The 15983-nt window shown below is 70.3% G+C and carries 10 protein-coding genes; all 10 read right to left on the minus strand.

The window, feature by feature from the left end:
• Positions 1-10: 10 nt before the first annotated feature.
• The gene (locus tag ACCD06_RS03575) at positions 11-1681 is read right to left on the minus strand and encodes a DUF2190 family protein (protein WP_413338843.1); all 1671 of its coding nucleotides are present in this window, start codon (positions 1679-1681) and stop codon (positions 11-13) included.
• Complete coding sequence (locus ACCD06_RS03580; protein ID WP_413338845.1) at positions 1678-2955, minus strand: glycosyltransferase family 4 protein; 1278 nt, start codon at positions 2953-2955, stop codon at positions 1678-1680. Before ACCD06_RS03580 ends, ACCD06_RS03575 begins: the two co-directional genes overlap by 4 nt.
• 10 nt (positions 2956-2965) lie before the next feature.
• Positions 2966-4153: a glycosyltransferase family 4 protein gene (locus ACCD06_RS03585; protein ID WP_413338847.1), complete on the minus strand. Its 1188-nt coding sequence runs from the start codon at positions 4151-4153 to the stop codon at positions 2966-2968.
• The gene (locus ACCD06_RS03590) at positions 4138-5685 is read right to left on the minus strand and encodes an O-antigen ligase family protein (protein WP_413338849.1); all 1548 of its coding nucleotides are present in this window, start codon (positions 5683-5685) and stop codon (positions 4138-4140) included. The genes ACCD06_RS03585 and ACCD06_RS03590 overlap by 16 nt, the downstream gene beginning before the upstream one ends.
• A complete protein-coding gene (locus ACCD06_RS03595) occupies positions 5682-6674 on the minus strand; it encodes a glycosyltransferase family 2 protein (protein ID WP_413338851.1) in 993 nt (330 codons plus the stop codon). Before ACCD06_RS03595 ends, ACCD06_RS03590 begins: the two co-directional genes overlap by 4 nt.
• Complete coding sequence (locus ACCD06_RS03600) at positions 6671-7828, minus strand: glycosyltransferase (RefSeq protein WP_109074186.1); 1158 nt, start codon at positions 7826-7828, stop codon at positions 6671-6673. Before ACCD06_RS03600 ends, ACCD06_RS03595 begins: the two co-directional genes overlap by 4 nt.
• A 68-nt stretch (positions 7829-7896) precedes the next feature.
• Positions 7897-10221 carry a GumC family protein gene (locus ACCD06_RS03605; protein ID WP_413338853.1) on the minus strand — a complete coding sequence of 775 codons (2325 nt, stop codon included), beginning with the start codon at positions 10219-10221 and terminating at the stop codon, positions 7897-7899.
• A 75-nt stretch (positions 10222-10296) separates the two neighbouring features.
• Positions 10297-12441, minus strand: coding sequence for a hypothetical protein (locus ACCD06_RS03610; RefSeq protein WP_413338855.1), 2145 nt, complete (start codon positions 12439-12441; stop codon positions 10297-10299).
• On the minus strand, positions 12438-14288 hold the full coding sequence (locus ACCD06_RS03615; RefSeq protein ID WP_413338857.1) for a glycosyltransferase: 1851 nt from the start codon (positions 14286-14288) through the stop codon (positions 12438-12440). The genes ACCD06_RS03610 and ACCD06_RS03615 overlap by 4 nt, the downstream gene beginning before the upstream one ends.
• A 29-nt stretch (positions 14289-14317) precedes the next feature.
• Positions 14318-15685: an oligosaccharide flippase family protein gene (locus ACCD06_RS03620; RefSeq protein WP_136703352.1), complete on the minus strand. Its 1368-nt coding sequence runs from the start codon at positions 15683-15685 to the stop codon at positions 14318-14320.
• Positions 15686-15983 lie beyond the last annotated feature (298 nt).

Genomic DNA, 15983 nt, shown 5'->3' on the forward strand with positions numbered 1-15983 from the left:
CCGGCCATCCTTACCGCAACTCCAACCTCAGCTCCATGACCACGTTGTCGGTTCCCGGCGCTGCGTCCGTCACCGCGATGCCGACCGGCGCCGCCGGTCCGGGGGTGGGATCGACACGCTGGGGGGTGCCGCTGCCGGGGCGCAGGACGGTGCCCATGCGGATGGCGGCTCGGGTCTTGCCGACCGGGGCGGTTCCACTGGTCGCGACGGGAACGACGCCGCCGGCGGCAGCCGAGGTCAGGGCGACGCCGTCGGCCGGGCGGTCGGGCTCCAGCCGGCGCACCCGGTCGTAGTCGCGCTGCACCAGATTCCCGGCATCGACGCCGCCGGCCCCGACCTTGCGGAACTCGCCGGAGCAGTCCAGCGCCTCGAACCGGTTGGCGCGGCAGGTGCCGGAGATGGCGAGAGCCGGGGCGAAGCCGTCGCGGCCGAGACGGATCAGCCGTTCCGCATCGTCGAACCGGTTGCCGACGGCCGAAGCCGCGACGATGGCGGCGGTCTCGATGTCGGCGGCGCGGTCGTTGGTGCCGTCGCCGAAGCTGGCGCTGCCGCCGGTGAATTGGTTGCGCTCCAGCGCCCGCACCACGATCAGGCCGGTGACCGGCCGCTTGACCAGACGATAGGCCGGCAGCAGCGATCCGCTGCACCCGATCAGCACATTGCCGTACATCTCCGCCATCGGCCCCTGGATCCAGCCGTTGCCGCAGGCTTCGAAGGCGCAGTCCAGGAACTTGTTGTTGGACAGGAAGGTCCGCTTCGCCGGCCCGTCCTCCGCCAGGATCGCGTAGGGCGAGAAGCCGAAATGGCAGGAGATGAAGCTGGAATGGTCGATGCCGTTCTCCGGCGACACGGCGATGGAGGCCAGCGTGTTGCCGGCGAGGTCGGTGTCGAGGAACAGATGATCGCCGAAGCTGTCGGTCCCCGCCGACCAATAGGCGCCGATGTGGTTCTTGGTCAGCTGGCAGGAGATCAGCGAGGAATGGTCGCGCCAGACGTCCACCCCGGCGCGGAAGCCGAACACCCCGACCCGCTCCAGCAGGAAGCGGGAGGTCAGCGCCAGCCCGTCCATGCCCGGCGGCGGATCGCCCGGCCGGTTGCCGGGCTTCGGCCCGCGCAGGCTGATGTGCGCGATGCGGCTGCGCTGATAGCCCTTGTCGTCGTCGCGCATACCCTGTCGGCTGCCAGCCCGGATGGCAAACCGTCCCGGCCCCAGATCTTCCGGCCAGGACAGCAGCGAGGCGCGCATGCCGGCGCCGACGATCTCCACCTCGTTGAAGGCGTCGTCGTAGCGGTCGAGGTTGGGCAGGACGATCTCGCCATCCAGCCGGTAATGGCCGGGCGGCACCAGCACCGTCCCGCCCTGTCCGCTGCGCGCCAGTTCCAGCACGGCGCCCTGCAGAGCCGCCCAATCGCACTCCTGGTCCAGGGAGCGGACATGCGGATGGACGCGCCGTGCCGCCTCCAGGCTCTTGTAACGCTCCGACAAAGGATGGCTGCGCCCGTCGCCGATGGCGCCGCGTTCGCGGATCGACAGGGCTGGGCCGCTTCTCGGCGGCTGGTCGGGGGTCGGACGCAAAGGCTTGTCCTGGGCGGCTTGGGCGGCAGCTCTGGCGGCGGGCAGAGCGAGGGTGGCTGCCAGCAGCGCGCGCCTGCCGATGCGGCAGCCGGGACCGCCGCTCATGGCGTGAAGGCCCGGGTTCGCCGGTCGAGCCGGCCCAGCGAACCGATGCCCTCGCTGAGGGCCGCGCGATAGACCTGCTCCAACCGGTCGAGATGGCGGTCAAGCGTGAAGGGCGCGCGCCAGTACCCGTCATGCGCGTTGCGGCCCATCCGCTCCACCTCCGCGTCGTGGGACAGCAGTCGGAGGCAGCGGGCAAGGTCGGCGGCATCGCCGCTGCGGAACAGGAAACCGTTCTCTCCCGGCAGCACTGCCTCCGCCGCCGCGCAATTGTCGCTGACGATGATGGGAACGCCATTCGCCAGCGCTTCATAGGCGGCCAGCCCGAACGTCTCGTACCACAGCGATGGAACCACCAAGGCCCGCGCCCGCCGCACCTCCTCCAGCACGGCGTCGGGCGGCAGCCAGCCGGCAAGTTCCGCATCGGGGTTCAGCCGCCGCACCGCCGCCACCTCGACGCCATCGCCCACGAAGCGCACCGGACAGCCGGCCTGTGCGGCCGCCTCGGCAAACAGAGCGGCGCCCTTCTCGCGCGACAGGCGGCCAACGAACAGCACGTGGCGGTTGCCGGCCACCGGAGCGGGTCCGCGGTCCCTGAGTTCGTCCGGGACTTCAACCGGGTTGGGGACGGGCAGGGTGACGGTGCCGGGCGGCAGATGGGGGGCGATCACCGCGCGCTGCCGGTCGCTGAGCGTCACCAGCGCCATGCCGCCGGTGAAGCCGCCGGCCAGCGCCCCCGCCGCATGGCGGGCGGCCCGCCACCATTTGTGGTGCCGGGCTCGGGCGTCGCAGTCGGTGGCGAGGCAACCGGCGGACAGCGCCCGGTGCGGGCAGTTGACGCCCTCGGGAAAGACGAAGAAGGCGCCGTTCGGGCAGAGCGGAAAATAATCGTGCAGGGTCAGCAGCACCGGCAGGCCGGATTTCCGGCAGACCGGGAAGACGCTGGGCGACAGCGCCTTGGCCCAGCCATGGATATGGACCACCGTGTCGTTGGCCGGGCAACTGCCGAGCAGGCTTTCCAGCGCGCGGGCCGCCTCCCGGTTCCAGATGCCGCGCAACGCCGCCTGCACGCGGTCGGCATTGCCCTTCAGGTCGGGCTGCTCCAGGCAATGGACGGTGATTCCCTCCGTCAGCAGGGCGGGGTCGATGGGTGGGACGGCGGTGAAGAAATGGACCCGGTGACCGCGCCGGGCCAGCCCGACGGCGCCGGCGATGGCGACCTTCGCCAGCCCGCCGCTGGGGTGGGCATGGTCGCAGAGGATGACGATCGTGCTCATCGCGGGATGCTCATTGCAGGGCGCCGCGATAGACGGCGGCGGTGCGGGCGGCGATGACCGGCCAGTCGAACCGGCTGCGCACCAGGGCCCGGCAGGCGTCGGCGTCCGGCAACCGGCGGACGCCGGTCAGCGCCTCCGCAAGGCCGATGCCGATTGAGCGTGCGTCGGTCCCGGCCAGCACGAGGTCGCCGTCCAGCCCCTCCACCACCTCGGGAAGGCCGCCCACGGGCGTGACCATCACCGGCGTGCCGGCCGCCAGCGATTCCAATGCGGTCAGGCCGAATCCCTCCAGCGCCTGCGACGGCATCACGCACAGGTCGGCGGCGCGGTAGGCGAGCGGAAGTTGCGCGTCGGGAACGAAGCCCAGCAGCCGCACATGCTCCTCCAGCCCCAGCGCGCCGATGCGGTCCTGAAGCGCCGCCGCCTCCGGTCCGCGCCCGGCGACGACCAGCAGCACGTCGGGCACCCGGCGGCGCAGCTCCACCATGGCGTCGACCAGTGCGGTCAGCCCCATGCGCTTCACCAGTCGGCGCACCGTCAGCAGGATGGGGCGCCCCTGCGGCCAGCCGAGGCGGGCGCGCGCCTGATGGCGGCTGTCGGCAAGGTCGTAGCGGTCGGCAACGACGCCGCCGGGCACCCGGTGGATGCGCTCCGGCTGTACGCCATAGCGTTCGGCCAGGATGGTGGCGAAGGACTGCGACAGGACGACGAAGCGGGCGGCGCGGCGATAGACCAGCCGCTCCACCATGAATTTCAGCCGCACCGCCAGCGGGCCGGCGCCCTCCGCGGCGCTTTCCAGCGCCCAGGGGCCATGGAAATGGACGACCAGCGGCCGGTTGCGCAAGGCGGGCAGGGCGCCCACCATGTTCAGCGCGAAATGGGCGGCGACGAGGTCGGGCGCCTGCCGGCGCAGGGTTTCGGCGATGGCGCTCCGGGCCGCCGCCACCCGGCGCGGCAGCGAGGCGGTCGGCGGTGCGAAGCTGTCGATGCGGGCGCCATTGTCCAGCGTATGGGAAACGGTGCCCAGCACCAGCCCGGAAAAGGCGATGCCCTCCTGCGGCAGGTAACGGGCGAGGTGGTAGAACATGTTCTCCGCCCCGCCATGAGTCTCCGGAAACCAGCCCAGCCCAAGCTGAAGCACGCTGGCCTCCCGCTTCTTCCCAGACAGGGTGCCGGGCAGGATCAGGCTTCCGTCCATTGCTTGTCCTCTTGGAAGTGATGGGCCGGGACGAATTCATGGACGGGTGCCGGGGCGGCGCCCTGCAGGCTGGCGAGCCCGTAATTCTTGGCCGCCATCGCCATGCCCAGGAAGAACCAGAAGCCGACGCCGGTGACCTTCACCAACGTGTGTTCGAACACCATGCAGCCGAGCATCGTCAGGGCCGCCGTCTCGGCGCAGCGGGCGAACGGGTCGGGCGGGGCGCCGCCGCGGCGCAGCATCCCGGCCGTCAGGGCGATCAGGCCGGCGACATAGCCCAACGCGCCGGGCCAGCCCAGCTCATAGGGCACACGCAGGATGCCGCTGTCGAAATTCGCCAGAATTCCCAGGTGCCCGTCCTCGTTGGTCAGCTTTGTCGCGGTGTCGATGGTGCCGAGCCCGGCGCCACGCACCTCGGTCATCGCATAGAACAGGAACGTCACGTAGAATTCCTGCCGGTCCTGAAAGCTGCGGTCGCTCTCCATCGAATTCAGCGTGTCGAAGCGGGAGACGATGGCCTGATTGACCTTCGGCACGCTCAGCAGCGGCAGGGAGCACAGGACCAGCCCGACGCCGACCGCGATCAGCCGCATCCGGTGGCGGCCGGGCATGGTCAGCATCAGCCAGGTAAAGGAGAACAGTCCGGCGAGCCAGGCCGCCCGCACGAGGCTGAGCAGCAGCGAGCCCAACGCCAGGGCGCCGGCGACCGGCACCAGGACGCCGCGGGCGGCGGGAAGCAGGGCCAGTCCGGTGACCAGCAGGAAGGCGAGCGGGCCGGAGGAGTTCATCGTGCTGAACACCCGCACCTGCATCGGCAGCGGCAAGCCCTGGTTGGTCATCCCGACATTGAGGAGCCACCGCGCGTCCCAGGCCGGCATAAGGAAATACTGGATCAGGCCATAGCCGCCGACCAGCGCCAGCCCGAGGACGAAGGCGCGCAGCACCGCGTCGCGCATCTGCGGGTAGATCGGCCAATGCAGGGCGACGTAGAGCCCCAGCGTCACCGGGATCAGCCAGTTCAGCAGGGCGAAGGTCGCCGCCGCCACGCCCGCCTGGGTGATGCCGTTGACGTAGGCGTAGGAAATGCCCAGCATCACCGGCACGAAACCGAAAAAGGCGCGGTAGCGCAGCATCGGCAGATATTGCGCGATCACCAGCCAGCTCATGGCGCCGACGACGAAGGGCGTCACCATGATCGGGCTGATGACGCTCCAGCCCGATTGGTAATCGACCAGCCGGCGCACCTCCGGCGTCAGGAACCACAGCCACCACGTGAAGGCGGCGAACCGGGCCGGGTCGCGGGTCACCAGCAGGGCGCCGACGGCCAGCGCCCCGATGGGAAAAACGATTTCCAGCACGCCGGCCTTGCCCATCAGGACCGGGACCGCCACCAGGAACCAGAAGACCGGTGCAGCCATTCTGTTCAGGGACGGCAGGCCGCCCATGCCGTGGTGGCCGGCGTCATGATGGGCCGCGCCGTGATGGCCCACGCCGTGATGGCTCTGCTCGAAGCCGGCTGTGGCGAAGGTCATGCCGCCGTCTCCCGCCAGTCACGCATCCCCTCCAGCCGGCCGCGCACCGTGGCGCGCAGCTTGGCCCCGGCGTGGCGGTCGCCGCGCAGAGACAGCCGCGCCCATTGCGCCAGACCGGGAAACTCGCAGGTCCCCACCAGCATGGCCCAGGCGGCGAAGGCGGCGCGGTTGGCCGGGCCGAAATGGGCCATCAGGGCCAGCGTGTCGTTGAAGGTCGCGTTCTCCTGCGCCAGCGGGTGGAAGTGGTTCGCGCCGCGCTGGTCGATGTCGAAGCGCACCGCCGGGAAATGGTCGACCGCCACCAGCGGGTCATAGACCAGCCGCCATCCCCGACGGGACAGCCGCAGGCAGAAATCCACCTCGTTGCGAACCTGGGCGCCGCTGCCGCGCAGCCGGGTGTTCAGCCGCTGGCCGTCGATCGCCGCGCGGCGGAAACTCCAATTGGCGCCCTTCAGAACGTCGACATCCTGAGCCGGGCCGACACCCAGATGATGGTTGCCGATGACCCGGCCGAACCATTGCAGCCGGCCGACGACCTGGGCCTCCCCGGTTTCCGGCACGCCGTCGTGATAGACATGGTCGCGGCCGCCGACACCGCCGATCCGCGGATCGGCGCGATACCAGGCCTCGATCCGTTCGACCCAGTCGGAATGAGGAACTGCGTCGTCGTCGGTGATGGCGACGATGTCGCCGCGGGCATGATCCATGCCGCGGTTGATCGCCGCCACCTGCCCCGGCACGTCGATATCGGCGACCTCGATCGGCAAGGTGGATGCGTAGCGCCGGGCAACCTCGGCGGACTCCGGATCGGTGTCGCGCACGGTGACGACCACCTGAACCGGTGCCAGGGTTTGGCGGACCAGACCGTCCAGGCAGCCGGCGAGCTGGTCCGGCCGCCGATAGGTCGGGACGATCACGGTGACGCCCAGCCGCTCGGCGGCATCGGGCGCGGCGGGGGCGACGGTGGACGGGTTCATGGCGACGCTCATGCCGGAGCCAGCTCCCGCCCGCGGGCGTCGTTGGCGGCGGCTCGCGCCGGGGCCAGGGCCGGTTCCTCGCCGTTCATCCAGCTGTCGATGGTCTCGCGCAGCCGTGCCTTGAAAACGGCACGGTCGAAGCGGGCGGCGTAGGCCTGGATGACGGTGGGGTTGAAGCGGCGTTCCTGCGCCTCGAAGCGTTGCACCGCCTCGATCAGCGCTTCCGGCGTCTGCTGGTCGAAGAACAGGCCCGACAGCCCGTCCCTCACCGTCTCGGTCGCGCCGCCGCGGTTCAGGGCGATCACCGGCCGGCCGGCGGCCATCGCCTCGACGGGCACGATGCCGAAATCCTCGTTGGCGGTGAAGATCAGGGCGCGGCAGGCGGCATACTGCCGGTCCAGTTCCTCGGCGGAACAATGGCCCAGCAACTCCACCGTCGGCCCGGCCATCTGCTTCAGCCGGCGGTATTCCTCGCCCTCGCCGACCACGACCAGCTTGCGGCCCATGCGGTTGAAGGCTTCGATCGCCACATCGGCCCGCTTGTAGGACACCAGTTGGCTGACGAACAGGTAATGATCGCCGGGTGGCTCCGCGGTGGCGAAGCGCCGGGTTTCCACCGGCGGGTTGATGACGGTGGAATCGCGGCGGTAGACCCGCCAGATGCGCTTCGCCACCGTTTCCGAATTGGCGATGAAGCGGTCGACCCGCGCCGCCGTCGCCAGATCCCATTGCCGCAGCCGGTGGATGGCATAGGGCATCAGCGGCCGGACAATCGGTCCGGCCGAATGCAGGTAATCGTGGTAGCCGCTCCACACATAGCGCATCGGCGTGTGGCAGTAGCAGACGTGCAGCGCGTCCGGCCGGGTCAGCACCCCCTTCGCCGGGCCGGATTCGCTGCTGATGACGAGGTCGTAGGCGCTGAGGTCGAGCTGCTCCAGTGCCAGCGGCATCAGCGGCAGATACTTCTGATACATCCGGTGGGCCATCGGCAGCCGGTCGATGAAGGTCGTGGTGACCTGATGGCTGCGGATGATCGGAGAGATCCGCTCCGGCCGGTAGACGTGGGTGAAGACGTCGGCCTCCGGATACAGCTCGCACAGGGCTTCGATAACCTTCTCCCCCCCGCGCATCCCGACGAGCCAGTAATGGACGATCGCGACTTTCATTGTGGGTCCTCCGGCAAGGGGCAGGCCTTCACTTGGGCCGAGGTTTTTTGGGTTCTGGATACTTCCGCTCAGGCGATGCGGCGCAGGCGGTACGAACGGCCGCTGGGCGGACGGGCGCCGTATTCCAGGTTCGCGTGGTCGCGGGCGTTGACCATCGACAGCACCGCGCCGCCGATCCGCCCGCCGACCTGCCGCACCTGCTTGATGCCGGCGCTGGCGAGACTGGTGGCGGTGCGCGCCCAGCGCACGACGTAGAGGACACGGTCGGCCAGCGGCGCCAGGATCAGCGCGTCGGACACCGACAGCACCGGCGGCGTGTCGAGGACGACGACGTCGTAGCGTTCGGACAGCTCCACCAGCAGCGACAGCATGGCCTTGGAGCCGAACAGGATCTGCGGGCGCTCGACCGGCCGGCCGGCGGCGATCACCGCCACCCGGCGGCGGTCATCGACCTGCACGACCTGATCCAGCGTCGCATCGCCTTCCAGCAGGTCGGTCAGCCCCATGGGCGGGCGGGTGCCGCCGAGAAGCCGGTGCACGGCGGGGCGCCGGGTGTCGCAGTCGACGATGACGACCCGGCGGCCGGTGTCGGCCAGGAACGCGGACAGCGCCACCGCCAGCGTCGTCTTTCCCTCGCCCGCGACCGACGAGGTCAGCATCACGACCTCGCCGCCCTTGACCGTGGCCGGCTCGGCGCCGGTGCGGACCAGATGCAGCCGTGCGCAAAGCCGCCAGACCGCCTCGGCGAATTCACCGCCGCCGGTGTTGGAATAGGGATCGCGTTTGGCGTCGGAGCCGGCGTACCGCTTGATCCGGCCCAGCAGCGGCACGATGCCGACCGCCGGAAGCCCCAGAACCGCCTCCACCTGATGGGAGCTGTAGACGCCGCGCTGGCTGGCGGTCCGCACCAGCGCGATGCCGGTGGCGATGGCGCCGCAGACCACTGCGGCCAATGCCGCCAGCACGGACTTGCCCGGCCCGACCGGCCCCACCGGGACGTCGGCGGAGGACACGATGCGCACGTCGGGCGTCATCTCCAGCGCCTGGAGCACCTGGGTCTCCTTCAGGCGGGTGACGGCGCGGCGATAGTTGTCGTCGGATGCGTCGGCCTGCCGCTGAAGCTCGCGCAGCCGCACGTCCGCCTGCAGGTTGTCGAAGGACTCCGTTCGCAGGGCCTCCAACCGGCGGGACAGGCTCTGGATCTTGGCGATCTGCTGCTCCACCTCGCCCCGCAGGCTGCGGATCACGCGATCCACCTCGGTGGCGAGGGCAGCATTGAGTTCGCGCAGTTCGGCGGTGGGCCGAGCCAGCGCCGGGTGACGGTCGCCATATTGGGCGCGCAGCTCTGCCAGCTGGGCGCTCAGCGCCGTCTGACGCTGGCGCAGGCCGGTGATCAGCGGGTCGGTGCCGATGTCTGCGCCGGTCAACGATTCGGGATTGCCGGGTTGGACGGACTGCAACTGGCGCAGCCGCCCCTGGGCATTGGTCAGCGCAGTGCGCGCCTCCGCCAGCTGGGCGTTCAGGGCCGACATCTCTTCGTTCACCAGTGGGGCATCGCGGCCCTTGGTCATGCCGGTTTCCGCGCGCATCGCCTCGACGGCGGCGCGGCCGGTGGTGGTCATGTCCTGGCGCAGCTCGTCCAATCGGCTCTGCAGCCACTCGCTGGCGTTCTGGGTGGCCTTGCGCTTCGCCTCCACCTGGATGGCGATGTAGGCGTCGGCGACGGCGTTGGCGGCGCGGGCCGCCAACTGCGGGTCCTTGGCCTCCACCGTGATGCGGATCGCCCGCGACTGCACGCCGGGGTTGACGCGCAGGTTCTTCTGGAAGGCGTAGATCAGGCGGGCGGTTTCCTTCTCCTCGGCACTGCCGGTCGGAGCGGGCGGGCGCGCGGCCGGCGTCAGCAGGGCGGACAGCGGTTCGGGAAGACCGGACGCCACATCCGTCAACAGGGCGCGGCCTTCTTCGAACAGGGGGGTCAGAAGGCCGGGCTTGTCGGGAGTCGCGGCATATTCCGGTTCCTTCCCGAGATTCAGCATCTCCACCACCCGGCGGGCCAGATCGCGGGACCGCAGGATCTCGACCTCGGTGTTGACGGTGTCGAGAAACATTCCCATCGGTTCCGACACCGAGGGGATGTTGATGACCCGGTTCGTATGCGGATCGATCACCACGACGGATGAGGCGCTGTAGAGCGGCGTCATGGCGTTGATCAGCAGCACCGCGGGCAGCCACAGCACCGCGGTCAGCCCAAGGATCAGCCATTTCTGGCGCCACAGCGTCTGGACCAGACGGCCTACGTTGACCTTATCGGCGCCCGTTCCGACCGGCGGTGCGACAAAGCCGGAGGGGATACCGGCCGTGCCTGGCGGCAATCGGTGTTCCGGTGCGTCCATGGGCTGAACTCCTTCATCTCGACAAACGGTGCGCGGAGGTGCAATGCGGCCGCGATGGTTCAGGCGACCAATAGTTCAGGCGACCTCTGCCGGGTCACGGGTGGGCTGGCGGGGAGCGGAGGGGGCGTCCGGCGCCGGGTTGCCGCGGATCTCCGCCGGCGGCTCCGGGATTGCGGGGGTGCCCCGTCCCGCCTTCGTCTCGGCCAGGATGCAGGCGTAGCGGGCGACGGTGTTGGGCGTGACGTTGACCAGCGTCCCGGTCCCGCCGCCGCCGGCGACGAGCCGTGCGACCTGGAACAGGGCGCGTCCCTTCTCCAGCACCTCGCCCGGCAGCATCCACAGGATGGAATCGATGTTGGACGCCAGCCATCCCGGCCGCCCGCCGCGGGTCAGGCGGCGTTCGGCCGCCCGCACCTGGGCGGTGTTGCGGATGGTGTAGAAGGGCGACCAGCCGTCCCAATCACCGGCGGTGAAGGGCAGGGCCACGAACTCCCCGTCGACCAGCGCCGGTTCCGCCGAACCGAAGGCGGCCTTGGTCCACATGTAGTCGAAGCCGGCGGAGCGGACGGCGGCGGCGACCTCCCGCCGCAAGGGACCGGGACGGGCGCTGTCATAGGGCCGCCACGCCTCGTAGAAGCGGTCGAGCCGGTAGCGGCGCAGCGCATTGCCGATCAGGCGCCGGGCGTCCATGGCCGGAGCCCCGGCCCGTGTCGGCGCCTTGCGGGGCGTGCCCTCCGTCGCGGCCTCAACGCTGGCCGCCGGGGTTTCCAACGGGCGCGGACGGGGCGAGATGCGCAGGACGGGCCGGCCCTCCTCCCAATGCAAACGCGGCGTGCGGCCCGGCACGAGCGGCGAGTCGACCAGCGGCCACCAGCCGCGCGGCATCAGCCCCGGCGGCAGCATGGTCGCCATCTCCGCGCGGGCATCGGTCAGCAGGCGGGCCAGTTCGTCGCTCGGCATTTCGCCTTCGGCGCAGACCCCACGGCCGGTGCTGCCCAGCAGAAGCTCCACCCGGCCCAACACGCCGCCGCGTTCCTCCGGCACCGACAGGAGCGCGAGGTCGGCGGGGCTGGACTGGGTCAGGCTGTCGACGGTGACCACCAACCCGCAGCGCAGGCCGGTCGCCGCCACCAGATCGAGGATACGCGGGATGCAGTGCAGTTCGCGGATCATGCCCGACCACAGCACCAGCGTGGTCAGCACTCGCCCTTCCGCCGCCCAGCGGCGCAGGGTGGCGTCGTCCGGTTCGTAGTCGGTGAAAGGGCGCGGCGGCTCCGCGATGCGCAGCGGCACGTCGGCCGTGCTGGCGAAGGGCGGATCGGGATCGACGATCTGCAGCCCACGGCCCAGGCGGCCCAGGGCGAAGAAGTCGTGGTCGTCGAACTGCCGGCCATAGACCGGGTCGGCCCCGTTGCGGATCAGGTCGGCGGCGCGTTCGATCACGTCGGTCTGCGGCCGGCCATAGAGCGGCAGCAGGCGCTTGGCCGCCGCCAGCGGCAACTGCGCCGCGATCAGATCGGGATCGCCCAGCAGGGTGCCGCGGCCCCAGCCGGCATGGCGGTGGGCCAGAGCGGCGCTGAAGCTGGCATAGCTTTCCCCCGCCACCCTGCCTTCCACGGCGTCGAGGCCGCCGGGGAAGTGGCGGGCGCGCACCGGGTCGACGCAATGGCCGGTGAAATGGCGGGCGCCCAGCGCCTCCAGCCGCTGCCGCAGCCCGGCGTCGGCGCCGACATCGATGCCGAGGCAGGGTTTCGCCATCAATTGCGGGTAGAGGAAGGGCGCGGCGACGATGCCGAGCGGGGTCTGCGGTGCCATATCCAGCACGGCGACCTCTGCCGGGATCGGCTGCTCCAGCAGGCGGAAGGCAGCCTCGTAGAGCGCAGCGGGGTCGGTGCTGCGCAGGGCGCATTCGCCCCCCGCCTCCACCACCGGCCACAGGGGGGAAGCCGGATCGCCCAGCGCCACGACGCGGTAGCGGGTGGTCAGCCACAGCGCATGGTCCAGGTGCCGGCCGCCGGCCATCAGGCTGCCGGTGCCGGTCGCTTCTGTGCGGTTGCCGTCCTCCCAGCCGCCGAAATGGCGACCGCTGCGCCGCCCGTCGTAATAGAGGTCGAAGGCCCAGCCGGCGCGTTCCGCCGCGGCGGCCAGCACCGGCGCCATGGCGACGCGGTGCGGATCGCCGCCATGGGCGAGGAAAAGGAGCAGGGGCGGTTTGGTCACGATGCGTGCCCCTCCGTGCCCTTGCCGCCGCGCCGGCACCACCACAGGTGCCACTTCGCCACCCCCGGCGGGCCGAAATGATCGGTCTTCTGAAGGGTCAGGCCGGTGGCGGCGATGGCCTTGCGCATTTCCGGCGCCCAATGGTGGCGGACCAGCGCCTTCCATTCCGGCAGGACGCCGTGGCAGCGCATGGTCGCCAGCAGCCGGTCGGGCCGCCAGCGGTAGTAGCCGGGATAGGCGATTACCCACAACGGGTTGGCGTTGGTGGTGTCGCAGACGATCCGCCCGCCGGGCTTGACCACCCGCTGCAGCTCGCGCACGCCGGCTTCGAGGTCCGGCAGGTGGCAGAGCAAATCCATCGCGATGACGAGGTCGAAGCTGTCGTCGGCGAAGGGCAGCTTGCGGGCGTCGGCCTGCTGGACGGTCAGGGCCGGGAAGCGCTCCTTCGCCTCGGCCAGCATCTCGTGCGAGATGTCGACCAGCGTCACGTCGTGACGGCCGGCGAAGGGGCCGGTGATGCGGCCGTATCCGCCGCCGACATCAAGGATGCGCATCCGCGGCAGCCGCTCCAGTTCCGCCGCCACCGCGCGCCGCTTCTCGTCATAAATGCGGTAGAATGGGGTGGTCGGGTGGTCGGGGCGGAAATGACGGCGATAGCCGTTGTTGTAGATGCCGGATCCTGCGGCCTGCGACCGCTCCGCCTTGGCATTCTCCAGCAGGGCGGCGACCTGGGCGGCGACCGCGTCGACGTCAAAGCTTTTGGCATGTTCCAGCCCCGCCGCGGCGACGGCCTTCAGCCCCTCGGGGTCGGCCAGCCGGGAGATCAGCATGTCGCGCAGCGGCTCCGCCTCCCCCGGCGGGACCAGCCAGCCGGTGCGGCCATGCTCGATGATTTCCGGGAAGCCGCCGCAGTCGCTGGCGACCACCGGCACGCCCAGCGCCATCGCCTCCACCACCACGAAGCCGAAGCTTTCCCACAGGGACGGGACGACCGCCATCTCCGCCCGCGCCACCACGGCCAGCGCATCGTTGCGCGGCAGGGCGCCGGTGAAATGGACCCGGTCGGCCACCGGCGCGACGTCGCGCCGGAACTGGTCGATGATCGCGGCGCTCGCGACGTCCTCTCCGCCGATCATCATCAGATGCAGGTCGGGGTTGGCGGCCAGCACGCCGGGGATGGCGCGGCCCAGCGTGGCGATGCCCTTGCGCCCCTCCAGCCGCCCGAAGAAGGCGATGAAGCGCTTCGGCAGCGCCATCGGCGGCTCGGCCGTCCGGTTCGCCGCCACCGCGGCGAGATCGATGCTGTTGGGGATGACCTGGACCAGCTCCGGCGGGATGCGCCAGTAATCGGCCACCCGCCGGGCGATCGCTCGGGTGGAGGCGTAGATCGCCGCGCTGCGTTTGGTCTGGTCGCGTTCGAGCGCGTTCAGCAGGTGGGTGTGCGGCACCCAGGGCTGCGTGTTGGTGTCCATCACCAGCCCGGTCGGCGTCGCCAGCCGCGTCACCACGGGAATGGTGCTGAAACGGGTCAGCCACCAGGCGTCGGCATCGAACTCAGCGGCATGAACCACGTCGGGACGGAAGGCGCGGACGGCGTCGGCCAGGCGGCGGTTCGTCCGGAACCGGTCCACGACCGCATGCAGGCGCGGCCCCGGATCGACGCGGTTCACCGTCACGCCGTCCTCGATGGTGGTGCCGGCCGGCAGGCCGCCGGCCTTCCACGGGGTCACCACCTGGACGGTGTGGCCCAGCCGCGCCAGCGCACGGGCCATCGTGTGGGTGTGGGTGGCGATACCGCCGAGCTTTTCGCCGGGTGGGTATTCGGGCGTCAAGAGCGACAGTCGCATTGTGTGTCCCCCCAATCCTGTAGGTTCTGTCATTTGCCTGCGGGTCCGGCCGGAGCGGCGGTCACCGGAGACGGTTTGGCGAGTGCGATCAGGCGCCGCGGCAAGGCCGCGAGCACCGCCGGGTCGGGAAGGAAGACGCGCCAGGGCAGTCCGGTCGCCCGGCGGTAGAGGATCGCCGCGGTGGCGAACACCAGCGTGTAGGCCACCGTGGAGACGATGGCTGCGGCCAGGATCCCGCCGCTGCGCAGGAACAGCAGCAGGCCGCCCAACGTGACCAGCATGCCCAGCAGGTTGGCCATGGTGGCGGTGAAGGGCCGGTTCTCCGCATAGAGGCCGTTCAGCAGGATCGAGGCGGCGGCGTAGAGAACTGCGCCCGGCAGCAGAAGCCGCAGCGGAAGCGCGCTGTCGGCGAAGGACGGGCCGTAGACCAGCCGGATGGCGATGTCGGCGAAGACGAACAGCCCGCCGCCGAGCAGCCCGCCGATGGCGAAGGTCACCTGCAGGCTGTTCAGCACCAGCGCCCGCCCCGACTGGCCCCGCCGGGTGGCGGCGGGCATCACCACGGTGGCCAGCGCGCTGGACAGGCTGACGATCAGCCAGGACAGGCTGGTCGCCAGGGCGTAGAGCCCGACCTGTTTTGCCGGCAGGACGGCCGGGATGATCAGCAGGTCCAGCCGCTGGGTGATGACGCCGCCCACCACGTCGCCATGGGTACGCAGCGCATACCAGAGCGTTTGCCGGCCGAGCGCCGGGTCGGGGCGGCCGATCCCGTGGCGGCGGACCAGCAGGACCGTGGCCACGACCAGCACCAGCGTGCTCATCGCCGCCTGCACGATGACGGCGGCCTCCACCGTGAAGTGGCCGGCGGCCCAAAGGACGGCGTAGAGCGTGGCGACGCCGGCCGGCTGGATGAAGTTCAGCGCGTTGAAGCTGCGGAAGTCCTGATCGCCCAGGATCAGCCCCAGCATCAGCTCCGCCAAAAGGGCCATGGCGATCATGGGCAGATAGAGGCGCGCCAGTTCCAGCGTCTCAATCGGCTGCGCGGCCAGCAGCAGCGGCAGCAGCAGGTAGCCGGTGCCGATCGCCAGCGCCGCCAGAGGCAGCAGGATCAGCGTCCAGGTGCTCAGCAGCCGGCCGCCGGCCGAATGGTCCCGCGACAGCGCGTAGGTGACCGCCTTGCCGCAGCCCATGGCAAACAGCCAGCCCAGCATCTGAATGGTGGTGAGGACGGCGGTCAGCGCCCCCCGCCCCTCCGGACCGATGGTGCGGGCGACGAGGATTCCCGTCAGCAGTCCGAGCGCCATCGTGGCGGCAGTGACGAGTACAGTCGTCACGCCATGCCGGGCGAAACCGCCCCCCTTCGCCGCCGTCTTGCGTCCGGTCAGAGCTTTCAGCATCGCGCCCTCACCCCCGTCGAAGTCCCTGAAGTGTGCGCACTGCGTCCTCCCCCGGATTCGTGCTTCTTGTTTTGTCGGCAGGCCGGTCCCCACCAGGGGAGACCATCATGGGTCATGAACGTCACCAAGAATTAGTTGGTTGTCACAACAATTACTTGGTTGCCTTAAAAATTATCGCGGAGTGGAACAGCGATCGTTGGTCTTCGTTATTAGCTCAGACGAGCATTTTTGTTGTGCATTGCAAACTGAACGGTAGTGGGGTGTTGGGCGACGGTCAACGCCGCTTTCGGAACTGTTC

The sequence above is a fragment of the Azospirillum sp. CT11-132 genome (genome assembly GCF_047302835.1).
Taxonomy (GTDB): Bacteria; Pseudomonadota; Alphaproteobacteria; order Azospirillales; family Azospirillaceae; genus Azospirillum.